At 72.8% G+C, this 24,431-nt stretch carries 23 protein-coding genes; 4 read left to right on the forward strand and 19 right to left on the reverse strand.

Annotated features, from left to right (window positions below):
- Positions 1-22: 22 nt before the first annotated feature.
- From fahA to P1K89_RS05960, 9 genes are all read right to left on the reverse strand, one after another.
- Positions 23-1,375 (reverse strand): fumarylacetoacetase, encoded by a 1,353-nt coding sequence (fahA, locus tag P1K89_RS05920; RefSeq protein WP_284615454.1) that lies wholly within the window; start codon positions 1,373-1,375, stop codon positions 23-25.
- 2 nt (positions 1,376-1,377) lie between these two features.
- A complete protein-coding gene (locus P1K89_RS05925) occupies positions 1,378-2,187 on the reverse strand; it encodes a cyclase family protein (RefSeq protein WP_284615455.1) in 810 nt (269 codons plus the stop codon).
- A 56-nt stretch (positions 2,188-2,243) separates the two neighbouring features.
- Entirely contained in the window at positions 2,244-3,032 is a 789-nt protein-coding gene (locus P1K89_RS05930) for an ABC transporter permease (RefSeq protein ID WP_284615456.1), read from the reverse strand.
- Positions 3,029-3,778 (reverse strand): ABC transporter permease, encoded by a 750-nt coding sequence (locus P1K89_RS05935; RefSeq protein ID WP_284615457.1) that lies wholly within the window; start codon positions 3,776-3,778, stop codon positions 3,029-3,031. Before P1K89_RS05935 ends, P1K89_RS05930 begins: the two co-directional genes overlap by 4 nt.
- Entirely contained in the window at positions 3,775-4,584 is an 810-nt protein-coding gene (locus tag P1K89_RS05940; RefSeq protein WP_284616319.1) for an ABC transporter ATP-binding protein, read from the reverse strand. Before P1K89_RS05940 ends, P1K89_RS05935 begins: the two co-directional genes overlap by 4 nt.
- Positions 4,585-4,612: 28 nt before the next feature.
- Positions 4,613-5,557, reverse strand: a complete 945-nt coding sequence (locus P1K89_RS05945; RefSeq protein WP_284615458.1) for an ABC transporter substrate-binding protein — start codon at positions 5,555-5,557, stop codon at positions 4,613-4,615.
- A complete protein-coding gene (locus P1K89_RS05950) occupies positions 5,554-6,249 on the reverse strand; it encodes a TetR/AcrR family transcriptional regulator (RefSeq protein ID WP_284615459.1) in 696 nt (231 codons plus the stop codon). The genes P1K89_RS05945 and P1K89_RS05950 overlap by 4 nt, the downstream gene beginning before the upstream one ends.
- A gap of 87 nt (positions 6,250-6,336) precedes the next feature.
- Complete coding sequence (locus P1K89_RS05955; RefSeq protein ID WP_284615460.1) at positions 6,337-6,825, reverse strand: gluconokinase; 489 nt, start codon at positions 6,823-6,825, stop codon at positions 6,337-6,339.
- A gap of 36 nt (positions 6,826-6,861) precedes the next feature.
- Positions 6,862-7,872 carry a Bug family tripartite tricarboxylate transporter substrate binding protein gene (locus P1K89_RS05960; protein ID WP_284615461.1) on the reverse strand — a complete coding sequence of 337 codons (1,011 nt, stop codon included), beginning with the start codon at positions 7,870-7,872 and terminating at the stop codon, positions 6,862-6,864.
- Positions 7,873-8,104: 232 nt separating this feature from the next.
- Between P1K89_RS05960 and gntR the strand changes: the two genes are divergently transcribed.
- Complete coding sequence (gene gntR / locus P1K89_RS05965; protein ID WP_284615462.1) at positions 8,105-9,142, forward strand: HTH-type transcriptional regulator GntR; 1,038 nt, start codon at positions 8,105-8,107, stop codon at positions 9,140-9,142.
- A gap of 13 nt (positions 9,143-9,155) precedes the next feature.
- Here the strand turns inward: gntR and P1K89_RS05970 are convergent, their stop codons facing one another.
- Entirely contained in the window at positions 9,156-10,625 is a 1,470-nt protein-coding gene (locus P1K89_RS05970; RefSeq protein WP_284615463.1) for a glycoside hydrolase family 30 protein, read from the reverse strand.
- Between the two features lie 133 nt (positions 10,626-10,758).
- Positions 10,759-11,736: a GNAT family N-acetyltransferase gene (locus tag P1K89_RS05975; RefSeq protein ID WP_284615464.1), complete on the reverse strand. Its 978-nt coding sequence runs from the start codon at positions 11,734-11,736 to the stop codon at positions 10,759-10,761.
- A gap of 139 nt (positions 11,737-11,875) precedes the next feature.
- Here P1K89_RS05975 and P1K89_RS05980 point away from each other — a divergent pair, with 139 nt between their 5' ends.
- Positions 11,876-13,558 carry a rhodanese-like domain-containing protein gene (locus tag P1K89_RS05980; RefSeq protein ID WP_284615465.1) on the forward strand — a complete coding sequence of 561 codons (1,683 nt, stop codon included), beginning with the start codon at positions 11,876-11,878 and terminating at the stop codon, positions 13,556-13,558.
- On the opposite strand, the gene P1K89_RS05985 is transcribed toward P1K89_RS05980, so the two are convergent.
- The 8 genes from P1K89_RS05985 to P1K89_RS06020 form a co-directional block, all read right to left on the reverse strand.
- Positions 13,539-14,225 carry a dihydrofolate reductase family protein gene (locus P1K89_RS05985; protein ID WP_284615466.1) on the reverse strand — a complete coding sequence of 229 codons (687 nt, stop codon included), beginning with the start codon at positions 14,223-14,225 and terminating at the stop codon, positions 13,539-13,541. The genes P1K89_RS05980 and P1K89_RS05985 overlap by 20 nt on opposite strands.
- Before the next feature lie 19 nt (positions 14,226-14,244).
- On the reverse strand, positions 14,245-15,231 hold the full coding sequence (locus P1K89_RS05990) for an NADPH:quinone reductase (protein WP_284615467.1): 987 nt from the start codon (positions 15,229-15,231) through the stop codon (positions 14,245-14,247).
- A gap of 48 nt (positions 15,232-15,279) precedes the next feature.
- Complete coding sequence (locus P1K89_RS05995) at positions 15,280-15,831, reverse strand: MOSC domain-containing protein (RefSeq protein ID WP_284615468.1); 552 nt, start codon at positions 15,829-15,831, stop codon at positions 15,280-15,282.
- A 7-nt stretch (positions 15,832-15,838) separates the two neighbouring features.
- The gene (locus tag P1K89_RS06000; RefSeq protein ID WP_284615469.1) at positions 15,839-18,229 is read right to left on the reverse strand and encodes a PKD domain-containing protein; all 2,391 of its coding nucleotides are present in this window, start codon (positions 18,227-18,229) and stop codon (positions 15,839-15,841) included.
- Positions 18,230-18,331: 102 nt separating this feature from the next.
- On the reverse strand, positions 18,332-18,922 hold the full coding sequence (locus P1K89_RS06005; protein WP_284615470.1) for a pyridoxamine 5'-phosphate oxidase family protein: 591 nt from the start codon (positions 18,920-18,922) through the stop codon (positions 18,332-18,334).
- 5 nt (positions 18,923-18,927) lie between these two features.
- Positions 18,928-19,863 carry a carbon-nitrogen hydrolase family protein gene (locus P1K89_RS06010; RefSeq protein WP_284615471.1) on the reverse strand — a complete coding sequence of 312 codons (936 nt, stop codon included), beginning with the start codon at positions 19,861-19,863 and terminating at the stop codon, positions 18,928-18,930.
- A 1-nt stretch (position 19,864) separates the two neighbouring features.
- Positions 19,865-20,224 (reverse strand): hypothetical protein, encoded by a 360-nt coding sequence (locus P1K89_RS06015; protein ID WP_284615472.1) that lies wholly within the window; start codon positions 20,222-20,224, stop codon positions 19,865-19,867.
- A gap of 52 nt (positions 20,225-20,276) precedes the next feature.
- Entirely contained in the window at positions 20,277-20,777 is a 501-nt protein-coding gene (locus P1K89_RS06020) for a carboxymuconolactone decarboxylase family protein (protein WP_284615473.1), read from the reverse strand.
- A gap of 104 nt (positions 20,778-20,881) precedes the next feature.
- Between P1K89_RS06020 and P1K89_RS06025 the strand changes: the two genes are divergently transcribed.
- Together P1K89_RS06025 and P1K89_RS06030 are read left to right on the forward strand one after the other, a co-directional pair.
- A complete protein-coding gene (locus P1K89_RS06025) occupies positions 20,882-24,205 on the forward strand; it encodes an ATP-binding protein (protein WP_284615474.1) in 3,324 nt (1,107 codons plus the stop codon).
- On the forward strand, positions 24,148-24,396 hold the full coding sequence (locus P1K89_RS06030; protein WP_284615475.1) for a nickel-binding protein: 249 nt from the start codon (positions 24,148-24,150) through the stop codon (positions 24,394-24,396). The genes P1K89_RS06025 and P1K89_RS06030 overlap by 58 nt, the downstream gene beginning before the upstream one ends.
- The last annotated feature ends 35 nt before the right edge of the window (positions 24,397-24,431 follow it).

Below are 24,431 nucleotides of genomic sequence, written 5' to 3' on the forward strand. Positions count from 1 at the left end.
AAGCCCGGGCGGCCCGGCGGGCTCAGTCAGCGCCGCCGGGGCCGATCGCCGACAGCACAACGCCCCGGCATTCACCGAAGCCGATGCGCGCGCGCCCCGCGCCTTCGCACCAGCCGCGCAGGATCACCGTGTCGCCGTCCTCGAGGAAGGCCCGCTGCTCGCCGGTGCCGGGCAGCGTGATCGGGGCGCGTCCGCCGAGGCTCAGCTCGACGATCGCACCGGCTTCGCCGGGCGTCGGGCCGGAGACGGTGCCAGTGCCGATCAGGTCGCCCGGCTCGAGGTTGCAGCCGCCGACCGTGTGCTGCGCGACCATCTGCGCCGGCGTCCAGTACTGGTGGCGGAAGCTGGTGCGCGCGATGGTGCTCGGATCGATGCCGCCTTCGCGGTGGCGTGCGGTGTCGATGCGCACGTCGAGCTGGATGTCGAGCCCGCCGTGCGCGCGCTGGCCCGGGTCGTCGAGGTAGGCCAGCGGCTGCGGGTCCCCCGCGTCGCGCACGAAGGGCACGCGGTAGGGGGCCAGCGCTTCGAGGCTCACGACCCACGGGGAGATCGTCGTGCAGAAGTTCTTGCCGAGGAAGGGACCGAGCGGCGCCATTTCCCAGAATTGGTGGTCGCGCGCCGACCAGTCGTTCAGCAGCACCAGACCGGCGATGTGCGCTTCGGCCTCGGCCAGCGGAATCGGCCGGCCGAGCGCATTGCCGCCGCCGACGAAGAAGCCCATCTCGAGCTCGAAGTCCAGCCGCGCGCAGGCCCCGTAGACCGGCGCCTCGGCGCCCGGTGGCATCGCCTGGCCCATCGGCCGATGGAAGCCGAAGCCCGGCGCGCCGACGCGCACGCTGGACGCGCGACCGTGGTAGGCGATCGGCAGCCACTGGAAGTTCGGTGTCAGCGGGTTCTGCGGCGCGATCAGCCGCCCGACGTTCAGCGCATGGTGGATCGACGTGTAGAAGTCGGTGTAGTTGCCGATGCGCGCCGGCAGCTCGTGCAGCACCGCGTCCATCGGCAGCAGGCACTCGGCGACCCGCTGCCGCACGTGCTCGGGCGCCTCGTCGCGCAGCAGCGCGAAGAGGTTGTGGCGCAGTGCGTGCCACGCGGCGGGGCCGAGCGCGAAGTAGTCGTTCAGCGCCGGCTGCGCGGCCGCAGCGCAGGCGCTGGCGGCCGGCCCGTGCAGCAGCCCGGTGGCCGACAGCGCGGCGAGGTCGAGCACGCGGTCGCCGATCGCCGCGGCGCCGCGCGCATGGCCGTCGTGCCCTTCGGCGCGCCGCACGATCGCCAGCGGCAGGTTCTGGATCGGGAAGTCGGTGGCGGCTTGGTTGGCCGATTCGACCCAGCTGCGCGCGGCCGGGTCGTGCGTGGCATTGAGCGGGATCGTCATGATCAGCGCGGCGAAGCCATCAGCACGTCGTCGAAGATCGCCACCGCGCGCGTCCAGCCGGCCGACGCGCCGCGGATCTTGTGCGGAAAGCAGCTGATGTAGAAGCCGTCGGCCGGCAGCGACTCCAGGTTGTGCAACTTCTCGAGGTGGCAGTAGCCGATGTCGCGGCCGGCCTTGTGGCCTTCCCAGATCAGCGAGGCGTCGTGGCTCTGGCCGTACTTCTTCGCGGTGTGCACGAAGGGCGCGTCCCAGCTCCAGGCATCGGTGCCGGTCAGGCGCACGCCGCGCTCCAGCAGGTACATCGTCGCCTCGTAGCCCATGCCGCAGCCGGACGACACGTAGTCTGGCTGGCCGTAGCGCGCACCGGCGCGCGTATTGACGACGACGATCTCCAGCGGCTGCAGCGCATGGCCGATGCGCTTGAGCTCCGCCTCGACATCCTCGGCGGTCACCACGTAGCCATCGCCGAAGTGGCGGAAGTCCAGCTTCACGCCGGGCTGGAAGCACCACTCCAGCGGCACCTCGTCGATGGCGATCGCCCGCTCCTTCTCGCCGAGCTTCTTGTTCATCGTCGAGTGGAAGTGGTAGGGCGCATCGAGGTGCGTGCCGTTGTGCGTCGACAGCTGCACCAGCTCCACCGCCCAGCCCTCGCCGTCCGGCAGGTCCTGCTGCTGCAGGCCGGGGAAGAAGGGCTCGATCTGCGCGAAGGTGTTGTCGTGGGTGAAGTACTGGATCTTCGGCGCGAAGGCGGGCGGGTCGGACAGCACGTCGTTCTCGAGGTAGATCGACAGGTCGACGAATTGGCGGGGCATGGGGGTCTCCTCGGCGGGTGGACGATGACTTCAGGGGTTGGCACGTTCGGTTCGCCTCACGGTCGCTGCCAGCGCAGCAGGCGGCGTTCGGCCAGCGCCAGCAGCGCATTGCTGGCGAAGCCCAGCACGCCCAGCAGCACGATGCCGGCGAAGAGCTCGCTGGCACGGAAGGCGCGGGCGGCCAGCAGGATGGCCTGGCCGAGGCCGGGCTGCGAGGCGATCATCTCGCCGACCACCGCGACGATCAGCGACACCGTCATCGACAGCCGCATGCCGGCCAGGATGTCGGGCAGCGTGGCCGGCAGCGCGACCTTGCCGATGAACGCCAGGCGGGACAGCTGCAGCGCCGCGCTCACCTCGCGCAGCCGCGGCTCGACGCTGGCGAAGCCGTGGATCGTCGCCAGCAGCACCGGCCAGGCCGCGCCGAAGGCGACGACGGCCAGCACCATGCCGCCGCTCAGGCCCCACAGCGAGATCGCCAGCGGCATCAGCGCCGAGGCCGGCAGCGGCCGCAGGAACTCCAGCGTCGGCAGCAGCCAGGTCCGCGCCGCCGACGACATGCCGATCAGCGCGCCGAGCGCGATGCCGACCAGCGAGGCCAGCAGCCAGCCGAGCAGCATGCGCTGCACCGTCATCGCGCTGAAGTTCAGCAGCTCGCCGCCGCGGTCCGGGTCGAGCCCGGCAGCCAGGCTCGCGGCGGTGGCTTCCGGCGTTGGCAGGAAGACGCGGCTGATCCAGCCGCCATGGCTCGCGAACCACCACAGCGCCAGCAGCGCGGCGAAGAGGGCGAGCGACTCGGTGGACCGGGCGACGGCGGCCGCGAGGCGGGACGGCCCGCGCTTCATGCGAGCGCCCCCATGCGCCGTGTCGCCGCATGCTGCAGCGCCAGCGCGCCGGCGTTGATCGCATAACCGACCACGCCGGTCCAGAACAGCCAGGCCAGCATCAGCGCCGGGTCGAGGCTCTGCTGCGCGATCATGATCGCGTAGCCCATGCCGTGCGGATTGGCGGCGATCTCCACCGTCACCGCGACGACCAGCGCGATCGCCACGCCGAGCCGCAGCGCGACGAACAGCCGCGGCAGCATCGCCGGGATCACGATCTGCGTCAGCCGCGACACCGGCGACAGCTGCAGCGCGGCGGCGACTTCCAGCAGCCGCGGCTCGATCTGCCGCGCCGCCGCCTGCGCCAGCACCAGCATCGGCCAGAAGGTGGCGAAGGCGATGACGCTCACTTCCATCGTCAGCCCGAAGCCGAACACCAGCATCGCCAGCGGGATCAGCGCGACCGAAGGCACCGGCCGCAGCACCTCGATCGACAGGAAGCTCGCGCGCGCCGCGCGCGGCACGAGGCCCAGCACGATGCCCAGCAGCACGCCGCCGGCGGCGCCGATCAGCAGCCCCAGCGCCGTGGCGCCGAGCGTGAACGCGGTGGCCTGCCACAGGGAGCCATCGGCCAGCGCGCGGCCGAAGGCCCGCAGCGCCGCACTGGGCGGGGCGATCGCGTCGCTCTGCGCGCCGACCTGGCGCGCGTAGAGCTCGAACGCCAGCAGAAGCACTGCCGGCACCGCCAGCGCGCGCAACACCTTCATGCGGGGTGCCCCAGGAAGCGGTACAGCTCGCGCCGCAGCCGCAGGAACTCGGGATGTTCCTTCGTCGACAGCTGGTCGCGCGGCCGCGGGATGCCGACGTCGATCACCGCGGCGAGGCTCGGCTGCTCGGGCGTCGGGTTCGAACGCAGCGCGATCACGCGGTCGCCGAGGTAGATCGCCTCCTCGAGGTCGTGGGTGACGAACAGCACCGTCAGCCCGCTGGCGCGCACCAGCCGCGACAGCTCGTCCTGCAGCCCCTCGCGCGTCATCGCATCGAGCGCGCCGAAGGGCTCGTCCATCATCATCAGCTCGGGCGATTGCGCGAGGCAGCGCGCGATCTGCACCCGCTGCTGCATGCCGCCGGACAGCTGCGCCGGAAACTTCTTCGCGTGCGCGGCCAGGTTCACCGTCGCCAGCACCTCGGCGATGCGCGCGGGCCGCTCGGCCGCCGGCACGCCCGCCGCTTCGAGCGCCAGCGCGACATTGCCCTCGACGGTGCGCCAGGGCAGCAGCGCGCGGCCGTAGTCCTGGAAGACGAAGGCCACCTCGCGCGACGGGCCCGCCACCACCTGCCCGTGGCGCCGCACCGCGCCGGCGCTGGGCGCCATGAAACCGGCGGCGGCGCGCAGCAGCGTGGTCTTGCCGCAGCCCGAGGGGCCGATGATGCAGACGAACTCGCCGCGGCCGACGGCCAGGCTCGTCGGCGACAGGATCTCGCGGCCGCCGAGGTGGATCGCGACGCCGTCGAAGTCCAGCAGCTGGTCCTGGACCCGCGTCGAGGGACCGCTGGGCACGGCGGCGAGCATCGGCTTCATCGTTCCGCGTCCGGGCGCATCACTTGAAGATCAGCTTCGACGGATCGGGCGTGGTCTTCAGCATCTCCTGGTCCTTCATCAGCCCGACCCAGTAGGCCAGCTGCTTCTCGGTGATGACCGGCCCCGGCGGCGAGATCTGCGCCTTGGCCAGCACCTCGGGCGGCAGCTTGATGTACTTGCCGATCGCGGCGCGCACCTTGTCGTTGTTCGCCGGCTTCGTGATGAAGGCCGCGGCCTCCTGCACCGCCTGCTGGAAGGCGCGCGCGCCGGCGGCGTTCTTGTCCACCCACTCGCGCCTGGCGGTGTACAGGATGGTCGGCTGGCCTTCGGGCAGGAAGGTCGAGTAGTAGGACGCGACGTAGCCGACGCCGGAATCGGTGATGCGGCTCATGAACGGGTCCGCGCTGACCACGGCGTCCAGCGTGCCGCCGCGCATCAGGTCGCCGTGCTGCGGGAAGGCGGCCTCGACGAAGTTGACCTTGCGGTAGTCGACACCCTGGGACTTCAGCCAGGCGCGGAAGGTGACGTGCAGGAAGGCGCCGAGCCCCGGCACGCCGATCTTCTTGCCGAGGCAGTCGGGCGCCGAGCGGATGCCGCTGCCGGCCCGCGCGACGAGGCCGAAGCCGGTGATCGACTTCGACGTGACGCCGCCGCCGCCCAGCACCACGTGGTCGAGCCCGCCGTCGACCGACTGCAGGAAGACGCTGGGCGTCGGCCCGCCGATCTGCAGCGAATCGGCCTGCACCGCGGCGGGGATGGTCGAGTTCAGCGGAATGAACTTCAGCTCGATATCGAGCTGGCGTTTCCTGAACAGGCCCTCCTCGGCAGCGACGAACACCGACGCGAAGTCGGTGACCGCGGTGTAGCCGAAGACGATGCGCGGTGTCGGCTGCGCGAGCACGGCGGGTGCGGCGGCCGCGGCGGCAGCCGCCGAGGCGGCGGTCAGGAGGTCTCGACGTTTCATGCGGGTCTCCGGGCGTTGGTCTTGGAAGAGGATCGGGGGGCCGGCGCCGGCAGCGCGGCCTGCAGGCCGCCGAGCACGAAGCGCATCAGCAGCGGCGCGGCGGCGGGGTCGGCCGAGCGGTTCTCGCCGTGCGACAGGCGCTCGACGCGGTCGTCGCTGATGTGGTGCAGCAGCGCGCCCAGCATGAACTGGTAGCACCATGCGACCTCGCCGCGGCTGGCGTGCGGCAAGGTGGCATGCAGCGCGTCGATGAAGGCCTCGGCCAGCGGATCGAAGATCTCGCGCATCACGCGGTCGGTGTGGCCGCGCTGGTGCAGCAGCTCGCGCGCCACCATGCGGGCGTAGAACTCGCCTTCGGTGCTGGCGCGCAGGCGCAGCACCGGCAGCAGGAAGGCATCGACGATGCGCGCGAGGCGCTCGGGCTTCGGCGCGGCCATCGCCTCGGCCAGGCCGGCGAGGCGTTCGTCGATGGTGCCGCGCCACTGGCCGAAGACGGCCTCGAACAGCTCGTGCTTCTGGCCGTGGTAGTAGCCGACCAGCGCCAGCGGCACGCCGGCTTCTTCGGCCACCTGGCGGATCGTCACCGCGTCGTAGCCGTGCTGCGCGAACAGCCGCTCGGCCGCCAGCAGGATCGCGAGCTTGCGATCCGGGCGGGCTTCTGGCGAGGTGGCGGCGGCTCGGCGCGTGGGCATGACACGAATTGAACGCTTGTACAAATGTGTTGTACACGCGTACAAACCCGCAGCGCTGCCGGCCGCGTCAGGGCATGGCGACCTCGATCAGTCGCCGATCCAGCGCGTCACGCGCTCGGCGATCTCGTCGGGCGGCAGCAGCGCATCGAGCCGCAGCACGCCGGGCTCGCCCGCCGGCGGCTCGAGCGCGTCGAACTGCGTCGCGACCAGGCCGGCCGGGAAGAAGTGTTCGGCGCGCTGCGCGACGCGCGCTTGGGCCGCTGTCCGGTCGAGGTCCAGCCACGCGAAGCGCAGGTCCGGCGACGCGGCGCGCAGCCGGTCGCGGTAGCTCGCCTTCAGCGCCGAGCAGGTCAGCACCGCGCCGCCCGGCCGCCGCGCGAGCTCCGCGCCGAGGCGGTCCAGCCAGTCGGCGCGATCGGCATCGGTCAGCGCGATGCCCTCGCGCATGCGCTGCCGGTTGGCCGCCGAATGGAACTCGTCGCCCTCGACCAACGGCAGGCCCAACCGCTGGGCGATCGCCGCGCCGACGCGCGACTTGCCGCAGCCGGAGACGCCCATCACCACCAGCGATGTCATGGCCGATGACGCTCGAAGTAAGCGTGCGCCATGCGCTCAATCTGCCTTGATGCTGTTGGCCTTCACGACGTCGCCCCAGGTCTTGAACTGGCTGCGCGTCAGGTTGCCCAGGTGCTCGGCGGTGCCGCCGCCCGGCTCGTCGCCGCGGTCGAGGATGCCCTTGACGACCGTCGGGTCCTTCAGCGACGCGTTGAGCGCGGTGTTGGCCTTCTTGACGACGTCGGCGGGCAGGTTCGGCGGGCCATAGAGGCCGATGAACGAGATGATGTTGAAGTCCTTCAGCCCGGCTTCGGCGGCGGTCGGCACGTCCGGGAAGGCCGGCACGCGCTTGTCGCTGGTGACCAGCAGCGGCCGCAGCTGGCCGGACTTGATGAAGGGCGCGATCACCGACGTGGCGTCGAACATCGCGTCGAGCCGGCCGGCGATCAGGTCGGTCATCGCCGGACTGCTGCCCTTGTACGGCACGTGGTTCATCTTCGGATTGCCCAGGCGCTCGCGCAGCAGCTCCATCGTCACGTGTGGCAGCGCGCCGATGCCGCCGGTGCCGTAGTCGATGCCGTTGCCGTTGCTGCTCTTGTTGCGCACCAGCGCAGCGAACTCGGCATAGGTCTTGATCGGCGACGTGGCCGGCACCGCCAGCACCAGCGCCGACTGCAGCATCACGCCGATCGGCGTCAGCTGCCGCGGATCGACGATGCCCAGCGTCGTGTAGACGTGCGCGGCGATGGTCATCGAGCCGTTGCCGACCAGCAGCCGGTAGCCGTCGGCCGGCGCCTTCATCACGTCGACCGCGGCGAGGTTGCCGTTCACGCCGGCCTTGTTGTCGATGATCACCGGCTGGCCGAGCGCGGTCTGCAGCGAGGCCAGCTGCACGCGCGCGGCGAAGTCGGTCTGCCCGCCCGGCGGGAAGCCCACCAGCAGCGTGACCGGCTTGCTCGGGTAGGCGGCCTGGGCCCATGCGGCCGGCGCGGACAGCGCTGCCAGGCCGAGCGCCGCGGCGCCGAACAGAGCGCGGCGGCGGGTGGTCGCGAATCGGGAAACGGTCATGGGATCTCCTGCGGGGTTCGAGCGAAGGGGGCGGCGAGCGGATGCTGCGCGGGGGGCGCCTGCGGCTGCCGGCGTTCGTCGAACTTTAGGATAGCGCTATCCTGATTGCAGTCGTGGTAAACCCGTACTTGCGGAAACCTGCTGTAGCGCCGCTTCTGAGACGCACGACAGCGCATCGGACATCGCTGTCCGAACGAGCCGCGTCACCGGCGCGTCATACTGCACGCTAGCGATGCCCCCACCCAGCCCACCGAGCCCTGCCCGCTCCCGCGCCACCGGCCGCGTCACGCTGGCCGACGTCGCCGCGCTCGCCGGCGTCAGCCCGATCACCGTGTCGCGCGCCTTGCGCGGCGAACGCGCCGTCGATCCCGCGCTGGTCGACCGGGTGAAGGCCGCCGCGCAGCGCCTGGGCTACGTGCCCGACCCCGCAGCCCGCGCGCTGGCCTCGCGCCACGGCACGCACGTCGCGCTGCTGGTGCCGATGCTGTCGAACGCGCTCTTCGTCGACGTGATGGAAGGCGTGCAGCGCACGCTGCGGCCGGCGGGCTACCAGACGCTGATCGGCGTCACCCACTACGACCCGGCCGAGGAGGAACAGCTGCTGCGTGAACAGCTGCAGCACCGGCCCGCCGGGCTGCTGGTGACCGGCGTCGACCGCAACGAAGCGACGCGCGCGCTGATCCGCGGCAGCGGCGTGCCCTGCGTGCACCTGATGGAGACCGTCGACGCGCCGGACGTCTACAGCGTCGGCTTCTCGCAGTCCGACGCGGCGGCCGCGCTGACGCGCCACCTGCTCGAGCGCGGCCGCCGCCGCATCGCCTTCGCCGCCGCGCAGCTGGACCCGCGCACGATGCAGCGCCTGGAAGGCTGGCGGCGCACGATGCGCGACGCGGGCCTGTACACGCCGACGCTCGAATGGTTGAACCCCGCGCCGTCGTCGATCGCGCTCGGCGGCACGATGTTCGAGCAGATCGCGGCGCAGACACCGCCGATCGAGGCGATCTTCTTCAACAACGACGACCTCGCGCACGGCGCGCTGCTCACCGCCCTGAAGCTGGGCATCCCGGTGCCGCAACGCATCGCCATCGCCGGCTTCAACGACCTGACCGGCAGCGACCAGATGCTGCCGCCGCTGACCACCGTGCGCACGCCGCGCGCGCAGATCGGCATCGAGGCCGCGCGCATGCTGCTCGCGCTGATGCGCGGCGACGCGGTGCCCTCGCCCTGCGTCGACCTGGGCTACGAGCTGGTGGTGCGGCAGAGCACCTGAACCGCCCGGCGGCTCATTCGGTGATCGTCTGCAGCGCGCGCGCCGGGATGCGCAGCGCACGCTGCTGCGGGCCCACCTGCAGCAGGTAGTCCACCGCGGCATCGCCGCCGTTCATCACCACCACCGCGAGCCGGCCGTCGGCGTTCTCGAAGGCGGTCGTCAGCAGCGTGCTGCGCGTCGACGTCGCGTCGACCCGCCGTGCGTCCGGCCGCACGAACTTCGAGAAGTGGCCCAGCGCCGCGAAGCTCGGCGTGAACACCAGCTCGCCGCTGCGCCCGTCGGCATGCACCGGCGCGAAGCAGAAGTTGCCGACATGGTTCGGGCCGCCGCGCTCGTCGAGCAGGATGTTCCAGTCGGTCCAGCCGACGGCGCCGGCATTGAAGTCCTCGATGATCTGCCGCGCGTAGCGCTCGGCGTTCGCCCACGAGTGGATCTGCGCCGGATCGAAGCGCTCGACCGTCGCTTCGGTCCCCAGCAGCTGGACGTCGGGCCACGCGGCGTGCACCGCGGCCACGTTGCGGTGCATCGGCTCGCCGCCGGCCCAGGTCTCGTACCAGTGGAAGCCGAGGCCCCAGACGTACTTCGCCGCCTCGGGGTCCGAGAGGATCACGTTCGCGCGGTGCACGATCAGGTCGCGGTTGTGGTCCCAGGCGATCAGCTTCTTCGCGCCGAAGCCGGCCGCGTGCAGCGTGGGCCCCAGGTGCTGCTTGATGAAGTCGCGCTCCTGCTCGGCGCTGTAGAGCATCGACTCCCAGCGCTGCTTCGCCATCGGCTCGTTCTGCACCGTCAGGCCCCACACCGGCACGCCTTCGGCTTCGTAGGCGGCCACGGTCTTTGCGATGTAGCGCGCCCAGGTGGCTGCGTGCTCGGGCAGCAGGCGTCCGCCCTGCAGCAGGCTGCCGTTGTCCTTCATCCACGCGGGCGCACTCCAAGGGCTCAGGTAGGTGGTCAGCGCGCCGCCGGCGGCCTTGATCGCGGCGCGGATCATCGGCAGGCGATGCCGCCGGTCGGGCGCGATGTCGAAGCTTTGCAGGCTGGCATCGCCGTCGGCGACGTAGGTGTAGCTCGCCGGGCTGAAGTCCGAGCTGTGGATGGTGGTGCGCAGCAGCGTGTAGCCGATGCCGTGCTGCGGGTCGAAGTAGGCCTGCAGCAGCGCGGCCTGCTGCGCCGGTGCGAGCGTCGCGAACACCTCGGCCGACGCATCGGTGATCGCACCGCCGATGCCCAGCAGCGTCTGATGGCGGCGCGTGCGGTCGACGATCACCGCGACCTCGTTCTCGAACGGCTGGCCAGCCGGCGTCGCAGCGGGCGCATCGCTGCGCACGAAGCGGCCGGGCATGTCGCGGGCGGTGGTGTGGATCAACATCGGGCGGGAGGGGTCGGTGCGCGCCGCGGCGGGCGTCGCCTGCACCAGCAGGGCCGCGAGACCGGCGGTCAGGGCGAGCGCGACCGCGGTGACGGCACGGGAGGTCGACGGGTTCATCGGTGTCGGAACGCAGCGCCCACGCCAGCGATGAAAGCGCTTTCTAGCCAGGGATTGTGACGCCCCACGCCCGCGCCCGCGCTCCGGGCGATCCCGCATCCGCCGAAAGGCGGCTTCGCCGACGGGTCGGCGATCAGTCCGCGCCGCTGCGCCAGTGCATGCCGGCGCGGAGTTGCCGGAAGCCCGCCCGCTCGTACAGCCGCAACGCGACCGGACGGTCCTCGCGCACCGTCAACGACGCCTTGCGGCGGCCGAGCCCACGGCCCCAGGCGATCGCCTCGCGCAGCAGCGCACCACCGAGGCCGCGGCCGCGCAGGCCCTCGTCGACGCCGAGGTAGTCGACGTAGACCTCGTCCTCGGCCGGGTCGTCCTTCGCATGCAGGTAGCCGGCGATGCGCCCGTCCACCACGGCCACGAGCATGCGGCGATCCTCGGCCGCCAGCGCGGCCTCGAAATCGCTGTCCTTCAGGTAGCTCGAGCGGAACAGCGCATGGTGCAGGGCCAGCAGCGGCGGCAGGTCCGCCACCGTCGCCGCCCGCGCGAGGGCGCCACCCGCGGCGCCGTGCGCCGGTGGCCCCTCGGCGAGGTCCGCCTGCATCACGCGGTACACGCCCATCGGGCGGAAGCCGGCTTCGCGGTAGAGCTGGTTCAGCGGCTCGTCGGCTTCGGCGGGGAAGGCGTCGAAGCAGTGGATCGCCGGTGCCAGCTCGGCCTGCAGGCGCTCGACGAGCCGCCGCGCGAGCGCCGGGTCGCCGGCCTGCGCCAGCAGCGGACCGCGCAGCCACGCACGGCGCAGCGCCGGGTCCATCACGCAGCCGATCATCGCGGCCACCTCGCCGGCCACCTCGCCGGCCGCCTCTCCGGCCGCCCCGCTGGCCGCCTCGTGCACGGCCCAGAAGGCCGCTTCGTCCTGCGGCCCGGCGGCCAGGTCGGCGAGCTCCTGCGCGTGCTGCCCGACCGTGTCGCCCTGCTCCGCATGCAGGCAGCGCACGCCGCCGTCGACGCGGTTGTGCCGATGGATGAAGGGTGCCAGCGCGGACCAGTCGCTGCGGGGCAGGCGCCGGATCTCGTACCGGGGCGTCGATGGCGCGATAAGGGTGTCGTCGTTCATCGCCGATTTGTAACCGACCTGGCGCGGTCGTCGTTCGTCGCCATCGTGCGCGCCCGGACCCCGCGGCTATGCAGGTCGTCTGCCGCCGGTGGCCACTTGGCGTCGGCGGCGAGACAGTGGGGGCACCAGGAGGAACCCCATGACCGCATCCCTTCGCCGATCGCTGCTGTCCGTCGTGCTCGCCGCCGCCGGCGCGGCGCTGCTCCCGCTGGGCACCCACGCCACGACCACCGCGGCCGCGGCCGCCCCCCGCGTCGCCGGCCCGCTCGTCAACGTCGCCTGGCTCGAGCAGGCGCTCGCCGCCGGCGACGTGCTGGTGCTCGACGCGCAGCCGCAGCCGATGCACGCCGCCCGCCACATCGCGGGCGCGGTGAACGTCGACGTGTTCGCCTTCGGCGGCCGCGAGCGCACGCCGGCCGAGGTCGAGGCGCACTTCCAGTCCTGGGGTGTCGGCACCGACAAGCGCATCGTGCTGGTCGACCAGGGCGCCGCCTACCTCGCGACGCGCCTGTTCTTCGACCTCGTCTACCAGGGCTTCCCGGCCGAGCGCGTGTTCGTGCTCGACGGCGGCATGGCGAAGTGGACCGAAGCCGGCAAGCCGGTGACCAAGGAGCCGACGCCCGCGCCGGCCCGCGGCAGCTTCCGCGTGACCGCGACGCCGAGGGACGAGCTGCGCTCGCGGCTGCCGGAGTTCCTCAACGCCTCGGGCGATACCAGGCGCCACGCGCTGGTCGAGGCGCTGGAGCCGAACTACCACTTCGGCGAAGCCAAGTTCTTCAACCGCGCCGGCCACGTGCCGAACGCGATCATGATGCCCAGCGGTGACTTCTTCAACGCCGACAAGACCTTCAAGTCGCCGGAGGAGATCTCGCGCATGGCCGCTTACTTCGGCATCCAGCGCGAGCAGCAGGTGCATGCGCATTGCGGCGGCGGCGTCGCGGCGACCGTGCCCTTCTTCGCGCTGAAATACATCGCCGGTTATCCCGACGTGCGGCTGTACAAGGAATCGCAGCTGGAATGGCTGCAGGACGAACGCACCCTGCCGTTCTGGACCTACGACGCGCCGATGCTCCAGCGCGACACCGGCTGGCTGACCGGCTGGAGCAGCCGCATGCTGCGCATGTACGCCGCCACGAAGGTGAGCATCGTCGACGTGCGCGCGGCCGAGCGCTACGGCCGGGGCCACGTGCCCTTCTCGCTGAGCGTGCCGTCCGAGCACTTCCGGCGCCACCTCGGCGAGCCCGCCCAGCTGGCGAAGCTGCTCGGCCCCGCCGGCGTCGATGCGACGCACGAGGCGGTGATCGTCTCCGACGGCGGCCTCAACGAACACTCGGCACTGGCCTTCCTGGCCTTCGAGCGCCTGGGCCAGAAGGCCTCGATCCTGATGGACTCGGTCGACGAGTGGGGACTGCGCGGCGGCGAGATCACCAAGGAACCCACCGCCGTGGGCCCGAAGAAGTCGCCGCTGGACGTGTCGATCCCGCCGACCGCCTACCCCGAGCGAGCGCGCGACGGCGTGGTGCTGCGCGAGCTGCCCGCGCCGGCCAGGAACGCCTACCCGCGCGTGATGCTCGCCGCCGGCGCGCAGGCACCGGCCCAGGCGCCGGCCGGCGCGAAGCTGGTGCACCTGCCGGCGCGCGAGCTGGTGAATGCCGACGGCACGCCGAAGGCGGCCAAGGACCTGTGGTCGCTGCTCAGCAAGGCCGGCGTGCCGCGCTACGCCGAGATCGTCTGCATCGCCGACAACCCCGGCGAAGCGGCGATGGCCTACTACGTGCTGCGGCTGATGGGCTACCCGGACGTCAAGGTGCTGGTGGCTTGAGCCAGGCGGGCGCAGGCGTGCCGCGCTTCGCGACCACGAGGTGCTGCGCGCCGCCCTCGCCGACCGCCTGCTCGGCGATGTCGTAACCCAGCGCCGGCAGGTCCAGCCCGGCCAGCAGCGATTCGCCGCGGCCCAGCAGCACCGGCGAGATCGCCAGGTGCATCTGATCGACGAGGCCGGCCTGCAGGTACTGGCGGATCGTCGAGACGCCGCCGCCCAGGCGCACGTCGCGACCCGCGGCCGCGGCCCTGGCGCGCGACAGCGCCGCCTCGATGCCGTCGGTGACGAAGTGGAAGACCGTGCCGCCCTGCATCTCGATCGGCGCGCGCGCATGGTGCGTCAGCACGAACACCGGCCCGTGGTACGGCGGCTCGTCGCCCCACCAGCCCTTCCACTGCTCGTCGGGCCAGGGGCCGCGTACCGGGCCGAACATGTTTCGGCCGAGGATCCACGCGCCGATGTTCTGAAAGCCGCGCGCGGTGATGGCGTCGTCGAGGCCGGTGGCGCCGTCGTCGCGGCCGAACATCTTCGCGAAGGTGCGGGTCGCGATCATCCAGCCGTGCAGGCGTTCGCCGCCGACGCCCAGCGGCGCCTGCAGGCTCTGATCGGGGCCGGCTCCGTAGCCGTCGGCCGACAGCGTGAAGGTGTGGACGCGTACTTTGGACATTGGGGTTCCCGAGGATGAATCAGGCCAGCGTCAGCACCACGTTGCCGACCACGCGGCCGGACTCGACCAGCTCGTGCGCCTCGGCGATGCGTGACAGCGGCAGCCGCTCCGCGATGCGGTGGCTCAGCCGCCCTTCGATCAGCAGCCGCTGCAGCGTCGCCTCGGCCGCGGCGCGGTCGGCATCGGCCAGGTTGTAGACGATGAAGAAGTGCAGGTTCAGGTTGCGCGCGATCAGCGGGAAGAACGGCAGGCTGAACTCGCGCGCGCCGCTGCCGTAGACCACCAGTTGCCCACCCGGGCGCAGCAGCTCGGCATCGAGCGCGCCGTTGGCCGCGACGTCGACCTCGATCACCCGGTCGACGCCCGCGCCGTCGGTCAACGCGCGCACGCGCTCGGCGACGTTCTCGCTGCGGTAGTCGATCGCCGCATCGGCGCCGGCGTCGCGCACGATCGCCGCCTTCTGCGCGCTGCTGACCGTGGCCAGCACCTGGCGCGCGCCGAGCCGCTTCGCGAACTGCACCGCGTAATGGCCGACCGCGCCGGCGCCGCCGGCGACCAGCACCGAGCGGCCCTCCACGCCACCGAAGCCCTGCACCGCGTGCAAGGCCGTCAGCGCCGGAATGCCGAAGCAGGCGCCGGCCTCCATCGGCGTGCCTTCGGGCAGCGGCACCGCCTGGCGCGCCGGCAGCGCGATGCATTCGGCCGCCGTGCCGTCGGCGCGGCCCCAGGCGCCGTTCCACACCCACACGCGCTCGCCGATGCGCGAGGCCGGCACACCCTCGCCGACCGCGTCGATCACGCCGGCGCCGTCGCTGTGCGGCACGATGCGCGGGAACGGCAGCACGCTGCTGCGCAGGCCGGCGCGCGACTTGACGTCCGACGGGTTGACGCCCGAGCAGTGCAGGCGCACGCGCACCTCGCCGGGCCCGGGGATCGGCTCGGGCAGCTCGACGACGCGCAGCACGTCGCGCGCGGCGCCGGTTCGTTCGTAGCAGGCGGCTTGCATCGTCGCGCTCCTCGGCAGGGAGCGGTCATTCTGGACCAGGCGCCGTGCTCAGGTGCCCGGCCCGGCGTCCGACACGGCCTCGACGCGCACCGCGTCCCCTACCCGCAGCCAGCCGCCCGCGAGGATGCGCGCCGTCATGCCGCCGTGCCCGCGCATCGCGTTGTAGCCGCCGGGACCGAGCGCGGCTTCCATGCGCGAGCACGGGTCGCACGGCCCGGTGAGTTCCAGCCGCACCGCATCGCCGATGCGCAGCACCAGCGGTGCGGCGGCGGCACGCGCGAACGGCGAGCGCGCGGCCAGCAGGTTCAGGCCCGACACCACGAGGTTGCGCCGCAGCTGCAGGGGATCGATCACCGCCAGGCCGGACCACGCGGCGATCAGCGGCAGGTGCTCGGCCTGGATCAGCGTGACCTCGCGCTTGGCGCCGTCTGCCGACCGGGTCGCGCGCAGCGCGCGCCGGTCGCCGTCGAGGCCGCGGCCTGCGATCGCCTGCACCGCATCGACTTCGATGGCCGGGGCGTCGCGCGCCGGCCGCAGCACGATCGCCTCGAGCCGGCCGGCGTGCGGGAAGCGGCGGACCAGCGCGTGCAGATCGGACATGCGATCCTCAGGGTCCCTCTCGACCGCCCGTCGCGGTGGTCAGCACGAAGTCCCGGCCGATCAGCCAGACCAGGTTCGCACTGGCGCCGCGCACGCGCTCCAGGTCGCGCTCGGTGCCCGATTCCTGCCGCGTCCAGGTACGGCCGCCGTCGGTCGTCGCCATCACGCGGCCGCCGTCGCCGACGATCCAGCCGTGCATCGCATCGGCGAACCAGAGGTCGTTGCCGCCCTGCGCATCCACGGGCTGCCACGTCGTCCCACCGTCGCTGGTGCGCCGGACCATCCCATTGCGAACGTACAGCCAACCCTCGCTCGCACTGCTGAAGAAGGCGCGGACGTATGGCTCATCGAACGGCAGCTTCTGCCAGGTGGCGCCATGGTCCTGCGTGCGGTACAGCCCGCCCAAGTCCCGGGCGATTCCCGTGGCTCCATTCCGGTAGAACACCTGTTGGAAGGACCCTAGCGACGAGAGCGTTCTCCCGCCATCCTGGGTCTTCATCAAGGATGAGGAGCAGAGGCCGTACATGCAGTCGCGCATCTGGATCCACCCGTCTCGTGCGTCGACGAAGAGCAGCTTGTCGATGATGGTTTCCCGGCCGCCCGATGCCGGGGCCAGGTCGATGCGTTCCCAGGTCAAGCCCATGTCCTGCGAGCGGGCAATGCTGGGCATCGCACCGGGGACGATGGCCCAGACCGTCCCGTCGGCGGTGACCTGCTGCACGGTGAAGCGGGCGTTGTCCGCGATTCGCCGGCGTGTCCAGTGCACGCCGCCATCTTCCGTCACATCCCAATCATGATCCCATCGCACCGCGAAACCGCGTGTGCCATCCGGCATGAACCACGGTCCGAAGGCCCAACTCGACGACGTGGGCGGCAGCCGGGTCGGCGGCAGCTCGGTCCAGTTGTTCCCGCCATCGGCCGAGCTCAGCCAGCGTTCGAAGGGTTCCTCGTTCTGGGTGGTTCGCTCCTTCACGAGCAGTCGTCCCCCCGCGCTGTGCCAGACGTCGACGTCGCGCAGGCGCGGGATGACCCGCCAGGTCCGGCCGCCGTCGGTGGTCAGCACGAATCCGCGGCTGTCGCGAACGATGGCGGAGCGGCTGTCCACGGCAGGCCAATACACCACCAGGTCGGTGGCCGGCCAGTTTGCGGTTGCCTGCGACCAGGTGCGCCCACCGTCCGCCGTGCGCCACAACTGGACATATTCGTTGTGCCGCAATTCCCGGTTCCACCCTTGGCCATCCGCGCCGAGCCTGGCGACGTCCCAGGTCACGAACGGCGCCGCCATCGTCTCTGCAATCCATTGACGCCCACCGTCCCGACTCGAGTGACGGGTCCAGGGTGGCAGCGGCCCGCCGTCCTCGCCCTTCTCGCGCGTGATCACGACGAGTTCGGTGGCGTCGTCACCACCGACGGCCACCGGTTCGCAGATGCGCGGCCACTCGGCCGTCGAGTCGCATGGGATCGTCGCAGCGCTGCCCCGGCCCGTGTCGCGCAGCACAGCGATGCTGCGCCCGTCCGGGCGCCAGCCGATCATCGTGCCGGCCCGCGTGAACGCGAGCAGACCGCGCAGGCCGCTGTCGCGCCAGGAGCGACCACCGTCCTCGCTGACGAGGGCGTTCTGGCCAGCCAGCTGAGCCGCCAAGCGGCCGGCACCGCCGTGGCTCAGGTCCGTCACGCCGCTGGGCACCTGACCGACACGCTGCCATTGCCGTCCGCCGTCGTCGCTGTAGAGCACCTGGCCCGAGCGCGCGATCGCCCAGGCGTCGCGCCCCTCGCCCAGCACCACGTGCAGCAGATCGCCGTCGACCGGCGCCGGTTGCCGTGCCCAGTTCGCACCGCCGTCGCCGCTGACCCACAGCGCGCCGGCTTCGCCGACGAGGATGCCGACGTCGCCGGCCAGCACGCCCTCGGCGATCGGCCGCGGCCGCGGCTGCGGCAGCGTCCAGCACCAGCCGCTGCCGGGTGCGCTGCCGCGGCACTCGGCGCCGGCCACCGCGGCATGACGTCCGATGTACACGTCCGCCGTCGCCGCGATCGTCGCGCCGGCGCCGTTGCGCACGGTCACCCGCAGCTCGTAGACGCCGTCCGCGGACCATGCATGCGCGGGCTGCGCCACGTCGCTGCGTTCACCATCGCCGAAGGTCCACTCGTAGCGCAGGTCCGGTGCGGCCGCGAGATCCCTGACTCGCCAAGACAGGCTGGCCTGCGACGGCGCGTCGCGGGGGCCGTCGATCGTGATCTGGGCCGGCAGCGGCGTGGGGGCCGGAACCGGCGCCGGGGCCGGCGGTGGTGGCGGTGGTGGCGTCGGCGATTCACCGCCCGCTCCCCCGCCGCCGCAGGCAGCCACGAGTGCCATCGTCCACGCGGCTGCCACCAGCCGCATGCGCCTGTTCGTCATCGTTCCTCCCGAATCTTCTGGTCGCCCAGGCGGAACAATGTAGCGCTGCAGGCCGCTCACCGGCCTGCGCGGCCTGGAGCGGCGGTGCTCAGGACGGACGCCTCAGCGCTTGCCCGGCAGCACCTCCGCCAGGAACGGGAAGCTCTTCCACTTCGGCTCCGGCGGCTCGTGGCCATCGCGCGGCGCGTACACCGACAGCTCCGGCGCGGTGCTCGGGTGGATGTAGCGCGGGCAGTTCGGGAAGATGCGCCGCGCCTTCACACGCACCACCAGCTGCGCGCCGGGCATGGTCTGCAGCAGCGGGTCGTCGTCCGCGAAGGACGCGAGGCCGTTGACGCGCAGCCGGCGGGGTGATTCGAAGTCGATGAACAGCAGGCCGACGCCCGGGTTGGTCATCACGTTGCCGAGGCTGCGGAACATGCCGTTGCCGTCGTAGCTCGGGAAGGCCAGTTCGTCGTCGGCCGTGACGCGCACGAAGCCCGGCACGCCGCCCTTGTACGAGCAGTCCGGATGGCCCTGCGCGTCGGCGGTGGCCAGGAAGAACATCGGGCGGCTCTCGATGAACGCGCGGTCCTCGTCGGTGAACGCGGCGCGGCCCAGGCGCTCGTCCAGCCGGTCGGCGAGCCGGCGGGTGTCGAAGCGGTCCTGCAGATCGCGCATGCCGCCGTGGTAGGTGGGGGGTTGGTGGTCCATCGTGATCACTCCGCTGGCGTGAACGTCACCGGCCGGCTCGGCGCGGTGTTGACCTGCAGCCGGAACAGGTCCGGCCGCGCATAGTGTCCGACCACATCGAGGCTGCGGCGAGCCGTGGCAACCCGGTCCAGGTCGATGTCGGCGACCAGCAGCCCGTGCGCTTCGTGCAGCGGCCCGGCGATCAGCTTGCCGCCCGGCGCGACGATCACCGAATCGCCCGGGTTCACCCAGGCCTCGTCGTCGGCGAACAGCCCGGCCGGCATCGCCGGCGCGATGTCGCGGCCGCGGAAGGCGCAGCCGGCGCCCAGCACCCAGCAGCCGCCTTCGCGGGCGATGTGCTGCATCGTCGCGGTGCAGCGCTCGCCGCTGTCGTAGGTCGGCGCCACGTACACCTGCACGCCCTGCGCGTACATCGCGCAGCGCGCCAGCGGCATGTAGTTCTCCCAGCAGATCAGCGCGCCGACGCGGCCGGCCGGCGTGTCCACCGCCTTCAGCCCGCTGGCGTCGCCGAAGCCCCAGCACATGCGCTCGGGGTTGGTCGGCATGGTCTTGCGGTGGCGGTTCAGCAGCGTGCCGTCGGGGCCGATGGTGACCACGGTGTTGTAGAGGGTGTCGCCGCTGAACGCGGGGTCACGCTCGTTGAGGCCGCAGATGATGGTCATGCCGTGCTGGCGCGCGGCGGCCTGCAGCGGCGCCAGGTGGCCGGCGGCCAGGTTCACCGACTGGTCGAGCAGCCGCGCATGCAGGCGTTCGGCTTGCCCCAAGTCCGGCCCCGGGCGCAGCCGCCACAACCAGGCCGGGTAGCCCGGCACGAAGGCCTCGGGGAAGACGGCCAGCACGGCGCCTTCGCGGGCGGCTTCGGCGATCGCGCCGGCGGCGCGGTCGAGGGTGGCGGCGCGGTCGAGGAACACCGGGGCCTGCTGGACGATCGCGACCTTCATCTCACACCTCGCCCGCGATGACCCACTTCTCGCCGAGCACGACGCCATCGCGCAGCATCGTCAGCGTGCCGTCGAGCCGGCCGTTGCGCACGATGCCGTGCCAGCGCAGGCGGCCGTGCTTCGGGCTCATCGTCTCGGCCTCGAACACCACGTCGCCGAGGTAGACGGCGGTGGTGGTGTACGGGCCGTCGCCGTAGCCGTAGCGGTCGCAGGCCGAGGAGCGGAAGCGCCCGCCCTCGAAGGTCAGCGTGTCGGCATCGCCGCTGGTCTTGCCGCGTTCGAGCACGATGCCGTCGAAGCGGCGGCCGTCGAGCAGCGTGGTCTCGGTGTTCATCGTGTTCATCGCGGTGGTGATCGTCATGGTGGGCTCCGGTGTTCGTCGGGGGAGGGGCGGCAGGGCTTTCAGGCGCGGCTCACTTCTTCGCGGCGCGTTCGGCGGCGATGCGCAGCGAGGCATCGACTTCGCCCTTGAACGACGCCATGTCGATGGCCATGCCGTTGAGCACGGTGCTCCAGTGGCGCGAGATCGCGGCGAGCGCCACCGCCTCCTTGATCTCCTCCGGCGTGGCGCCGTACGCCTTGGCGACCTGCGTGTGGAAGTAGACGCAGTAGCCGCAGGGCACCTGGGCCGAGACGGCCAGGCCGATCAGCTGCTTCATCTTCGGGTCGATGCGGGTGTTCTCGGCCACCTGCACGCCCTTGAAGTCCAGCCACGCGCCCGGCAGGCCCTGCTCGGGGTAGGCGCGGAAGAAGCCGGGCACCAGGCCGAGCGTGGCCTGGATGTCGCGGTAGGTGTCCTCGATCGTCGGCATCGCCGCCTTGCGGGCCGCGGGTGCGGTCTGGGCCTGCACGGCGGTGCCGGCGACGCTGGTCAGGACGAGGGCGAAGAGGGCGCTGGTCAGACGGGATTGCATGGTGGGTCTCCTGGGTGGTCAACTCGGGTCGGTGGCGGGAAGTGCTCCTGATCCCTGGAGACGAACGATCCGCTCCGATCGTTGGAACCAGGATGGGAACGAGCGTGGTAAGCCCGCCGCAGGACGCCCCCCCCACCGCCGCCGGCGGTGCTCCGGCACTGCCCGCCGCCGGCGGTGCTCCGGCACTGCCCGCCGCCGGCGGTGCTGCGGCACTGCCCGCCGGCCGCGGTGATGCGCCGCTCCAGGTGCGCCTGCTCGGCGACCTGCAGCTGCGGCGCGGCGACGTGGCGCTGGCGCTGCCGGCCTCGCGCCGCACGCGCGCGCTGCTAGGCTACCTGGTGGCCACCGGCACGCCGCAGTCGCGCAGCGCACTGTGCGACCTGCTCTGGGACGGCCCCGAAGACCCGCGCGGCGCGCTGCGCTGGAGCCTGACCAAGCTGCGCCCGCTGGTCGATCACGGCCCGCTGCAGCGCCTGGTGGCCGATCGCGAACGTGTCGGCTTCGAGGCCCGGGACTGCGACATCGACACCGTGCGCATCGACGCGTTGTTCGCCGGCGGCCTCGCGGCGGCGGACCTCGCCGCGCTGGAACAGGCCGCCACGCTGCTGAAAGGCGAGTTCCTCGACGGCCTGGACCTGCCCGCCTGCTACCGCTTCCACCACTGGTGCCTGGCCGAGCGTGAACGCCACGGCCGCCAGCGCCGCGCGGTGCTGCAGGCGCTGGTCGAGCGCCTGGCGGCCACGCCGGCGCGCGCGCTGCCGCACGCTCATGCGATGGTCGCCGCCGAGCCGCTGGACGAAGCCGCGCATGCCGCGCTGGTGACGCTGCTGGCCGCCGACGGGCGCTATCCCGACGCCGAACGCCAGCACGAGTGGGCGCGTGCGCTGCTCCGGCGCGAAGGCGCGCTGGCGGCCGACGGCCCGCTGGACGAGGCCATCCGCCGCGCGCGGCAGGCCCGGCGCGACGTGGCGCCGCCGCCGGCGGAGCCCGCCGCCGCCACCGGCGCGGCGCCGGCCGCGGTCGAGGCGTGCCCCCCCACCGCCGAAGCCGCCGCGGCCGCTGCGGCGGACGCCGCCGCCGACGCCGCCGCCCCGCCGCGCGCCGCGCTGATCGGCCGCGCCGACGAGTGCCGGCTGATCGCCGAGGCGCTCGCCGACCCCCGTCCCGGCCCGCTGCTGCTGATCACCGGCGAACCCGGCCTCGGCAAGACCCGCCTGCTCGATCAGCTGGCCGATGCCGCGCTCGCCGCCGGCCGCCGCGTGATCCGTGGCCGCTGCTTCGAGGCCGAGATGGCGCGGCCCTACGGCCTGTGGCTGGACGCGCTGCGCAGCCTGCCGACGGCCGGTCTCGACGCCGCCACGGTCGAGCAGGCCGCGCCGCTGCTGGCCGGCCGCGCCGCGATCGACGGCAACCGCGAACAGCTGTTCGGGGCCGCCGCGGCGCTGGTCGCGCAGCTCGCACGGCTGAAGCCGCTGGCCCTGCTGTTCGACGACCTGCAGTGGATCGACGAAGGCTCGGCGGCGCTGCTGCACTACGTCGCGCGCTCGCTGCAGGACGAGCGCGCCGCCGCGACGCCGGTGCTGCTGGCCGCCGCCGCCCGCCCCGGCGAGCTGGAGGACAACCCGTGGTGCAAGGGCCTCGTGCAGTCGCTGGCGCGCAGCCGGGCGCTGCGCCGGCTGCCGCTGGCCCCGCTGGCCGACGCCGAGGCGCGTTTGCTGATCGAGGCCGCACCGCTGGAGGCCGGCGAGGCCCTGCAGCTGGCCGGCGGCAACCCGCTGTACCTGCTGGAGCTGGCGCGGGCGGCCCGCCGGGGTCGTGATGCCCGCGACACCGGCATCGATGCGCTGGTCGACGAACGCCTGCAGGCGCTGGACGCGCCCTCGCGCGAGCTGCTGGGCTGGGCCGCCGCGATGGGCGGCGAGCTGCGCCCCGACCTGCTGGCCGCGGCCGCCGGCCTGCCGGTGGCCGAGCTGCTGTCGCGGCTGGACCGGCTGGCGCAACGCGGCCTGCTGGCCGACAGCGGCGACGAGCGCTTCCATTTCGTGCACGACATCGTGCGCCAGCAGGTGATGCGCGGGCTGTCGCAGCCGCGCCGGCAGTCGATGCACCGCCAGTGCGCGCAGGTGCTCGCGGCCGCGGCCGAGCGCGACCCGTCGCTGCACGGCGAAGTCGTGCGCCATGCGCTGCAGGCGCGCGATGCGCTCGGCGCGGCGCGGGCCAGCATTGCCGCGGGCGAACACTGCCTGCGTGTCTTCGCCAACGGGCCTGCCGGCACGGTCGCCGAACGCGGTCTCGCCTGCATCGACGAGCTGCTGCCGGGGCCGGAGCGCGTCGAGCTCGAGATCGCGCTGCTGCGCCTGCGCGTGGCCGCCGCGGCCGGTCCGGGCGGGCGCCGGCTGCCCGCGCTGGCGGCGCGCATCGAATCGGCCATCGCCGCGGCCGAGGCCCTCGGGCTGCATGCCCAGGCGGCCGCCGGCTGGGAGATCCTGGCCTTCTGGCGCCAGCAGGCCAGCGACCCGGCGCATGCGCAGCAGGCCAGCCTCGCCGCGCAGCAGCGCGCCCGCCGCGCCGATGCCGAGACCCGGTGCCGCCAGCTCGCCAACAGCGGCCGCTGCCTGCTCGACATCGAGGCCGACCCGGTGCGCGGCCGCGCGCTGCTGGCCGAAGCCGGCCAGCTGGCCGACGAGCTCGACCTGACGCTGATGGAGCTGCACTGGGGCCGCGGGCTGGAGCACCGCGCGCAGGGGGCGCTGGATGACGCGCGCTCGTCGCTGGAGCGCGCGGTCGAGCTGGCGCGGCTGACCGGCATCCACTGGCGCGAAGTCGAGTGCCTGGTGTGGCTGGCGACGATCGAGCTCGAGTCCGGCGCGCAGGACGCCGTGCTGGCCCGCGTCGGGCAGATCATCGCCGCCGCCGCGCGCATGGGCGAAACCGACGCACCGTTCGCGCAGGCGCTGGCCGCGCTGGCACGGCTGCAGCGCGGCGACGCCGCGGCCGCGCCGTCGCTGGACGATGCGCTGTGCGCGCTGCGCACGCTCGACGACAAGGCCCACCTGGCCTATGCGCTGAATGAAGCGGCCCTGCTCGACCTGGCCGGCGGCCGCCGCGAACAGGCCGCCGCCCGGGCCGCGGAAGCGCTGGCCGCCGCGCAGGCGGTGCGCCGGCCGACCGAGGTGGCCGTCGCGCTCGCCACGCTGGCGGCCGCCAGCGGCGACGCGGCACAGGCTGCCGCGTGGCGCGCGCAGCTGCCGCAGGACGAGGCCCCGACCGCCCGTGCCGCCGCCGCGCTCGACCGTGCACGGGCCGCGGCCGCTTCCGCTTCGACCGCCGTCGCCGCACCGCCGGCGCGCACCACCCGCAGGAGACCACCATGCCCCGAATCGTCGTCGAACGCAGCTTCGACACCCCCCAGTCCGACGAGGACATGAGGCGCGTCGCCGACCAGGAGCGCCCGTGCCTGGCCGCCTACCAGGCGACCTGGAAGCGCAGCCTGCTGTCCAGCGACCGCAAGCGCATGGTCTGCGAGTACGAGGCCGCGGATGCCGAGACGATGCGCCGCATCCAGCGCGAGGCCGGTGCGCAATTCGACCGCGTGTGGATCGGCGAGGTCATCGAGTGACCCGCGCGGCCGGATGCGCCTGAAACACTTGCGAC

It is taken from the genome of Aquabacterium humicola (assembly GCF_030167915.1).
In the GTDB taxonomy this organism is placed as follows: Bacteria; Pseudomonadota; Gammaproteobacteria; order Burkholderiales; family Burkholderiaceae_C; genus Pseudaquabacterium; species Pseudaquabacterium humicola.